Origin of the sequence: Streptomyces sp. OfavH-34-F, from assembly GCF_022347745.1 — a bacterium.
Taxonomy (GTDB): Bacteria; Actinomycetota; Actinomycetes; order Streptomycetales; family Streptomycetaceae; genus Streptomyces.
In genome coordinates, this window is record NZ_JAKRGC010000312.1 from 1 (window position 1) to 7,626 (window position 7,626).

Annotated in this window: 8 protein-coding genes and 1 pseudogene; all 9 read left to right on the top strand. The window is 71.1% G+C overall.

Annotation, left to right across the window (positions count from 1 at the left end):
- Window positions 1-258 precede the first annotated feature (258 nt).
- Window positions 259-528, top strand: coding sequence for a hypothetical protein (locus MHW47_RS29320; protein WP_239226790.1), 270 nt, complete (start codon window positions 259-261; stop codon window positions 526-528).
- 77 nt (window positions 529-605) lie between these two features.
- Window positions 606-1,478, top strand: a complete 873-nt coding sequence (locus tag MHW47_RS29325) for a hypothetical protein (RefSeq protein ID WP_239226791.1) — start codon at window positions 606-608, stop codon at window positions 1,476-1,478.
- 1 nt (window position 1,479) lies between these two features.
- Window positions 1,480-3,294: an ABC transporter ATP-binding protein gene (locus MHW47_RS29330; protein ID WP_239226792.1), complete on the top strand. Its 1,815-nt coding sequence runs from the start codon at window positions 1,480-1,482 to the stop codon at window positions 3,292-3,294.
- Window positions 3,291-4,319 (top strand): alpha/beta fold hydrolase, encoded by a 1,029-nt coding sequence (locus MHW47_RS29335; RefSeq protein ID WP_239226793.1) that lies wholly within the window; start codon window positions 3,291-3,293, stop codon window positions 4,317-4,319. The genes MHW47_RS29330 and MHW47_RS29335 overlap by 4 nt, the downstream gene beginning before the upstream one ends.
- Window positions 4,320-4,325: 6 nt before the next feature.
- Window positions 4,326-4,868 (top strand): hypothetical protein, encoded by a 543-nt coding sequence (locus MHW47_RS29340; protein ID WP_239226794.1) that lies wholly within the window; start codon window positions 4,326-4,328, stop codon window positions 4,866-4,868.
- Window positions 4,869-4,914: 46 nt separating this feature from the next.
- The gene (locus MHW47_RS29345) at window positions 4,915-5,628 is read left to right on the top strand and encodes a response regulator transcription factor (protein WP_239226795.1); all 714 of its coding nucleotides are present in this window, start codon (window positions 4,915-4,917) and stop codon (window positions 5,626-5,628) included.
- 6 nt (window positions 5,629-5,634) lie between these two features.
- Window positions 5,635-6,039, top strand: coding sequence for a thiol-disulfide oxidoreductase DCC family protein (locus tag MHW47_RS29350; protein WP_239226796.1), 405 nt, complete (start codon window positions 5,635-5,637; stop codon window positions 6,037-6,039).
- A 74-nt stretch (window positions 6,040-6,113) separates the two neighbouring features.
- Window positions 6,114-7,382, top strand: a complete 1,269-nt coding sequence (locus MHW47_RS29355; protein WP_239226797.1) for an NAD(P)/FAD-dependent oxidoreductase — start codon at window positions 6,114-6,116, stop codon at window positions 7,380-7,382.
- 49 nt (window positions 7,383-7,431) lie between these two features.
- Window positions 7,432-7,626 (top strand): annotated as a pseudogene (locus MHW47_RS29360) (hypothetical protein); the annotation flags it as partial.

The following is a 7,626-nucleotide window of genomic DNA, read 5'->3' on the forward strand; positions in this document are numbered from 1 at the left end:
CCGCGCCCCGTGCGGCCACCGCGCGGCGCTCGCCGGGGACCGCCGGGGGGCGGCCTTTCGGGCACTACCCATTCGGCTACTCCGGCGGTCCGGAGGGGGTGTACCGAACTGTCATTCCGCACCGGTTCCTATCGCCGCATACTTCAAACACAGCAATTCGGTGGATGCTGCTGGGGAATCAGCTGGTTACGTTCTTCGGCATTCCGGTGGTGAACCCCACCGGGACTTCCGTAGGTAACGAGATCAGAGGAGCAAGACATGAATTCCATCGAGCGCGCCGCTCAGGAAAAGCTGCCCACCACCGGTGAGGGCGTCATCGAGCCCCTGGAGCTCGTGGACGCGTCGGCCCCGATTCTGACGCCGGTCGCCGTCGCCTTCGGCGTCGGTGCGGTCGTCGGTGGCGCCGTGTGGGCCGCCAAGAACGGTGCCGTCGAGGCCGGCAGCGACACCGCCCAGCTCAACGGCGCCGGTGAGGCCCTGAGCGCCGAGGAGCTGCTCGGCCAGCGCCGCACCTCGCTGACCGGCTGATGTTCCGCCCGGCGGGCCGTCCCCCGGGCCCGCCGGGCATTCACCGTCACCATCACGTCGATTCGCCTGGAGTTTGCATGTCTGCAAAGCCACTGGAATCCGTCGACCGGGCACTCGCTCAGGTCGAGGCAGTAACGGCTTTCGGGATCGCACTGACCTCTCTGGAATACCTGATGCGGCCGGACACCCTGTCCGACAAGGGCTTGCAGAGTTGGCTGGTGGAGCGGACACGCACCAAGAAGTCGAGTCGGCGACGGGCCGACATCCTCAACGTGGTCTTCCGGCCCCCGGGCATCCAGGTCATCTTCGCCGGCCGCCTCCTGGCCGCCTCGGTACTGATGAACCCGCGCTCCTCCCAGCAGCAGCGCACCGTGGCCGTGCTCTTCATCACGGCCACCACCTACCTCCTCCAGTACCGCATCCGCTACGGAGCCGACGGCACCGACCACATGACCCTGGTCGCGTACTCGGCCCTGGCGGCGGCCCGGCTCGCCCCGAACGACAAGGTCGTCAAGGAGGCGGCCGCGTGGTTCCTCACCGGGCAGACCATGCTGTCCTACCTGGCCGCCGGACTCGCCAAGGGCGCGGGCGTCCCCTGGCGCACGGGCATGGCGATGCCGGGCATCTTTCGTACCCGCGTCTACGGCGACAAGCGCGTGTACGACCTGATGAAGAGCCGCCCCAGGCTGTCCAAGGCGATGTCCTGGAGCGTCATCATCGGCGAGTCCGTCATCCCGCTGGCACTGATCGCGCCGAAGAAGACCAGCTGGGCCCTCATGGGGCTGGCCGGCTCCTTCCACGGCGCGAACGCCCTCTTCATGGGGCTCAACCGATTCGTCTGGGCCTTCGTCGGCAACTACCCCGCCGTCGTGCACTGCGCGAAGAACCTGTCGCTCGACGACTACTCGCTGCGCGAACTGGGGCGGCTGCTACCGAAGAAGGAGTCCTGAGGTGGCCCGCGACGGCGAGGCCGGCACCGGGGCGGCCGGCCCGCCCCCGCCCATGCGGGTGATCGGCAACATGCTGCGCCCCTACCGCGGTGCCGTACTGCTCGGCCTGCTGCTCGGGGCACTCAGCACGGCGGCCGCCCTGGCCCAGCCGTACTTCATCGGCCTGCTCGTCGAGGACATCCACCGCGAGAAGGCGCTGACGGGCTCGATCGCCCTGCTGGTCGGCCTGTTCGTGGCCGAGGCGCTGCTCCTGGGCACCCAGGGGTACGTCCTGACCCGTGCGGGCACCGGCCTGGTGCGCGACGTGCGGCACACCCTGGTCGGCCGGCTGCTGCGGATGCCGATGGCGCAGCTCACCGACTTCCGCCGCGGCGACCTGATGGCCCGCGTCGTGACCGACACGTCCATGCTGCGCATGTCCCTCACCCAGGCCACCGCCTCGCTCGGGCTCGGCGTGCTGACGGTGATCGGCGCGACCGCGCTGATGCTCACCAAGGACGTGGTGCTCACCTTCACCATGCTGGGCTGCCTGGCCGTCACCGCCGTCGTCTCCGTCCTCGTCGCCATGCGCATCCGCACCGTGACCACGGACATGCAGGAGCGGCTGGGCGACTTCGGCTCCGCGCTCCAGCGCGCACTCGGAGCGGTCAGCACCATCAAGATCAGCCGCGCCGAGGAGCGGGAGGCGCAGCGGGTGGGCCTCCACGCGGACGCGACCTACCGCGAGGGCGTGCGCCAGGCCCGCCTGGCCGCGGTGATGACGCCGGCCGCCAACACCGGCATCCAGGCCACCTTCGCCCTGGTCTTCGCCATCGGCGCGCTGCGGATGCGGGACGGGTCGCTCAGCATCGGCGACTACTCGGCCTTCCTGCTCTACCTGTTCTACCTGATCTCCCCGCTGGTCACCGTCTTCACCTCGTTCGCCCAGCTCCAGCAGGGCATGGCCTCGGCGGTGCGGGTCCAGGCCGTTCTCGGCGCCCCCGTCGAGCACGACACCGTGCCCGGCGAGCGGGCCCCGCACGAGGACGAGGCCGGAGCCGGGAAGTCCGCGCTCTCTTTCGAGGACGTCCGCTTCGGCTACGACCCGGCGAACCCCGTGCTCTCGGGCCTGTCCCTGTCGCTCCCCGAACGCGGACTGGTCGCCGTCGTCGGACCCTCCGGCGCCGGCAAGTCGACGCTGCTGTCCCTGGCGATGCGGCTGTGGGAGCGGGACGACGGGCGGATCAGCCTGTACGGCACGGACGTCCGCGACGTCCCGCTGAACGAACTGCGCCGCCGCGTCGGCCTGGTGGAGCAGGACGCGTACGTCGTCGACGGCACGCTCCGGGAGAACCTGCTGCTCGCCGCCCCCGACGCCGGCGAGGCGGACCTCGCCCGCGCGGTCGAGGACGCGGCGCTCGCCCCCTGGGTCGCCGGTCTCGAACACGGCCTCGACACCCAGGTGGGCGAGGCGGGAGGAGCCGTCTCCGGCGGACAGCGGCAGCGCATCGCCGTCGCCCGCGCGCTGCTCTCCGACCCGGAGGTGCTGGTGCTCGACGAGGTCACCTCCCAGCTCGACGGCGAGACCGAGCGGGCCCTGCGCGACGCGCTCACCGCGCTCTCGAAGGAACGCGCGGTCCTGGTCACGGCGCACCGGCTGTCCACGGTGCAGAGCGCCGACCGGATCGTGGTGCTGGAGAAGGGACGGGTGCGGGCGCAGGGCACCCATGAGGAACTGGCCGCGAGCGACGAGCTCTACCGGCGGCTGATCAGCACACAACTGCTCGCAGATCCCACTGCCGGTACGGCAGTCGTGGACAAGGTACCGGTGAGGTGAGAGTGAAATCCTTCTCGTTCTACAAGGGTGTCGGCCTGGCCGCGACGGCGTGCGCGGGTGTGATGGCGACCGGGCGGCTCTACGGGATTTTGCGTGCTCGCAGGGACCGCAGGGACTACCCGAGTCCGGGCACGATGGTGGACGTCGGCGGCCACAGCCTCCATGTGCTGCGCATGGGCGAGCCCGGCGAAGGGCCGACCGTGCTCTTCGAGGCCGGCATGGCCTCCCCGCTCGAGTGCTGGACCTGGGTGCAGCGCGAGGTGTCGGCCTGGGCGCCCACGATCTCGTACGAGCGGGCCGGCAACGGCCGCAGTGAGCAGGGCCCGCAGCCCCGTACGGCCGCGCGGTCCACGGCGGAGCTGCGCAGCGCGCTGGAGGGGATCGGGTGCCCCGGGCCGTACGTGCTCGTCGCCCACTCCTACGGCGGGCTGCTGGTACGGGACTTCGCCCAGCGCCACCCCGACGAGGTGGCCGGCATGGTGTTCGTGGACGTCACGCACCCCGACGAACTCGTCCGGTCGCCCCGCCAGGCGTCCGGGGTCGAGCAGGTCGAGGGCAACCTCCGCGACAGCCTCCAGCAGGCCACCTGGGGTCTGCGGTACCTCACCGCGACCCCGGAGAAGACCAAGCTGGACGGCCTGCCGCCGTACGAGCGCGCCTCGGCCATGGCGGTCACCTGCACGCCGCAGATGTGGTCGGGCGCCCTGGCGGAGTTCCTCGACTGGCAGCACCACGTCATCGACGAGGTGCGGGACAGCAAGCTCCCGCACGGCGTTCCGCTGGTCGTCCTCACCGCGGAGGGGGCGATCGAGGACGACCCCGTCCACCTCGACCTCCAGCGGGAGCTCTGCGGCCTCTCCACCAACAGTGACCACCGGGTGATCAAGGGCGCCGATCACTTCACGATCCTCACCGACATGGGGGCCGCGGCCCAGGTCGCCCAGGCCATCCGCGATGTCACCACGGCGGTCCGCGACGGCGTTCCGCTGGCCGCCGCGTCCGACTCCTCCGTCCTGAATGGATGAACAGCGATGTCTCTTCTGGTGAACGTCAGGCGCGCCGTCCTGGTCGGCTCCCTGGGCGCCTGGTTCCTCGCCACCACGGTCAAGCAGGAGCCCACCCGGAAGTTCACGAAGCTGGAGAAGCTCGAAGCTACCGGCTTCTTCCTGCCCGAATGGCGATTCTTCGCCCCCAACCCCGGGGTGCACGACAACCACCTGCTCTACCGGGACACGCTGGCGAACGGGGAGGTGACTCCGTGGCAGGAGGTCTGTGTCGCCCAGGACAAGCGCAAGCTCCTGCACGTGCTGTGGTACCCCGACCGGCGGATGGAGAAGGTCATCTTCGACGCGATGGGGGAGTTGCAGACCATCGTCGGGAAGGGCCGGCTCGAGTGCAAGGAGGACCTCCAGGTGACGGTCCCGTACATCACGCTCCTGAACTACGTCTCGTACAGCCTGGAACACGCCCCGGACGCGGTGGGAACGCAGTTCCTCATGGCGCGCTCCAAGGGCTACGACGAGACCTCCGACCCGGTGATGGTGCTTCTGTCCAATGTGCACCCGCTCGGATGACGGCCGTTCCGTCGATCACGCACCACGGCAGAGAGGCGGACACCGGGTGATACACGTCGAGGTCGTCAACAGCCGCGCAGGCACCCGCGAGGCGCTCAAGGACTTCCTGCTGCGGGCGGAGGACGTCGCGGCGGTGGACTTCCTGCAGGTCGACCCGGCCTGCCCGGCCTTCGGCCCGTCGACCTGCCGCTCCACCGACGACCACTCGGTCATCCGGCTGGTCGAGATCAACGTGGCGGCGGGCGACGACCGCATCGCCGAGATGGTCGGCTCGCTGGCCCGCACGGGCGGCGCCCCCGGCGGGCTGATCGTCTGCGCGAAGCAGGCCACGGGCAAGGACGTCGGCAACCTGTTCTCGGCCGGCGCCCGCGGCTTCCTCTTCTCCGACAGCCCCGGCGAAGAGGTGATCACCGCGGTGCGCGCGGTCGCCGAGGGCTACCTCTTCCTGCCGTCCCAGCTGGTGGCCGAGTTGATCGGCCTGCCGGCGGAGCGGACCCCCGGGCGCCGCAGCGGCGCCCGGGCCACGCTGACCGGCCGGGAGATGGAGGTGCTGACCATGATCGCGTCGGGCCACTCCAACGAGGGGATCGCGGAGAACCTCTTCATCGCGCAGGCGACGGTCCGCTCCCACGTGCTGAGCATTCTGCGCAAGCTGTCCGCGCGCAACCGGACCGAGGCGGTGGTCACGGCCTACCGCCAGGGACTGCTGAGCATCGGCAGCGAAGAGGAGGCACCGCTCCTCGCCAACAGATCGAGGTGACCCGGCATGACCCCAGGCATCCCGCCGACCCCCGTCACCCAGCCCCCCGTGCTGATCTACGACGGGGACTGCGGCTTCTGCACCCGGGCCGTGCTCTGGCTGTCGGAGCACGCCGTGCCGGGCGTCCCGGTCCTGCCCTACCAGGGTGAGGACCTCGCCGCCTGGGGCCTGAGCGAGCGCCGCTGCACCCACGAGGTGGTGCACGTCGACGCCGCCGGCCGCCTGCGCGGCGGGGTCCAGGGCTTCGCCGCGCTGCTGCGCGGCAGCCCGCACCGGGGCTGGCGGGCGGCCGGCCCGCTGCTGCCGCTGCCGCCCCTGCGCTGGGCGGCGCTGGGCGTGTACCGCCTCATCGCCCGCAACCGCCACCGGATGCCCGGCGGCACCGCCGCCTGCGCCGTGCGCCGGGTCTGACCTCGCGTGCTCCCGCGCCGCTCGGGAGCACGCGCACGAGCCGTTCACGAACCGTTCAGAGTAAGGGGTACGAGATGCAGGTTCCCGAGCAGCAGTACGACGCCGTCATCGTGGGCGGAGGCCCGGCCGGCGCCACGACGGGGGCTCTGCTCGCCAAGCGCGGGCACCGGGTGCTGATCCTGGAGCGGGAGACCTTCCCCCGCTACCACATCGGCGAATCCCTGATCACGGGCATGATGGCCGTGTTCGAGGAACTCGACCTGCTGGAGCGCATCGAGGCGCTCGGCTTCCCGCGCAAGAACGGCCTGTCCATCGTGTGGGGCGCGGAGAACGACCTGTGGAACGTCAGCTTCTCGCAGATCGAGGGGCCGTACTCGTACTCGTACCACGTGCGGCGGGCCGAGTTCGACAAGCTGCTGCTCGACCGGGCGCGTGAACTCGGCGCCACCGTCCTGGAGAACACCCCGGTCACCGGCCTGCTCAAGGACGGCGACCGGGTCACCGGCGTCCGCTGCCTGCCGTCCCACGGCCCCAGCACCGAGGTCCGGGCCCCCCTCGTCATCGACGCCTCCGGCCAGGCGCGCGTCCTGACCCGGAAGCTGACGAGCGTCGAGTGGCAGGACGACCTGCGCAACGTCGCGTACTGGACCTACTTCTCGCCGGCCGGCGACCTCCCGGCGGGCCAGGAGGGCAACATCCTCATCGAGCGCGTGCCGGACGGCTGGTTCTGGGCGATCCCGGTCGAGGACAAGCCGAACAAGCTCAGCGTCGGCTACGTGACGACGACCCAGCACCTCTCCGAGTCGGGCACCGGCCTGGAGGAGCTGTACCGGCAGAACGTGAAGTCCACCGTGCAGCTCCAGAAGCTGCTGGAGGGCAGCGAGCAGACCGGCGAGTTCCGCACCACCCGGGACTGGTCCTACCGCGTCGAGCGCTTCTCCGGGCCCGGCTGGCTCGCGGCCGGTGACGCCGGCGGGTTCATCGACCCGCTGTTCTCCGGCGGCGTGTGCCTCGCCGTGCTCGCCGCGGACGCGGTGGCGGCCGCCGCGGACGTGGCGATCCGCCGCCCGGACCTCGAGGACGAGGCGTTCGAGGCGTACCACCGCGGCATCAACGACATGGTCGGCAGCTTCCTGGACTACGTGCGGTACTTCTACGACCCGCAGCGCAGCCGCGAGGACTACTTCCAGCGCGCCCAGTCGATGGCCGACTACCACGAGCGCTACCCGCACGCCCAGGACGCCTTCGTCGCGGTGGTCTCCGGGACGCTCGCCCTCTCGACCTACTTCGGCATCCCCCGACTCGACGGCGTGGACCCCCGGGCCGCCGTCGCCGGGGCGTGATCCCCGTGTCGGGGACATTCCCGTGACGACTCATCGAACAGGAGCACGTGTGACGCGTTCCCTGGCGGCTCTGGCCGCCGCAGCCACGGCGCTCGCGCTGCCGGCCGTGCTGGTCACCCCCCAGCCGGCCGGCGCCGCGCAGGCCCGGACGATCGACTGGGGGGACTGCGCGGCGACCGGGCTGACCGGCCCGGCGGACCTGCGGTGCGGGGAGGTCGAGGCGGACCTCGTGCCCGGCCACCCC

Excerpts from the sequence above, each read along its gene's own strand:
- MHW47_RS29320 (WP_239226790.1), top strand. The coding sequence starts at position 259 with ATGAATTCCATCGAGCGCGCCGCTCAGGAAAAGCTGCCCACCACCGGT.
- MHW47_RS29325 (WP_239226791.1), top strand. The coding sequence starts at position 606 with ATGTCTGCAAAGCCACTGGAATCCGTCGACCGGGCACTCGCTCAGGTC.
- MHW47_RS29340 (WP_239226794.1), top strand. The coding sequence starts at position 4,326 with ATGTCTCTTCTGGTGAACGTCAGGCGCGCCGTCCTGGTCGGCTCCCTG.
- MHW47_RS29350 (WP_239226796.1), top strand. The coding sequence starts at position 5,635 with ATGACCCCAGGCATCCCGCCGACCCCCGTCACCCAGCCCCCCGTGCTG.
- MHW47_RS29355 (WP_239226797.1), top strand. The coding sequence starts at position 6,114 with ATGCAGGTTCCCGAGCAGCAGTACGACGCCGTCATCGTGGGCGGAGGC.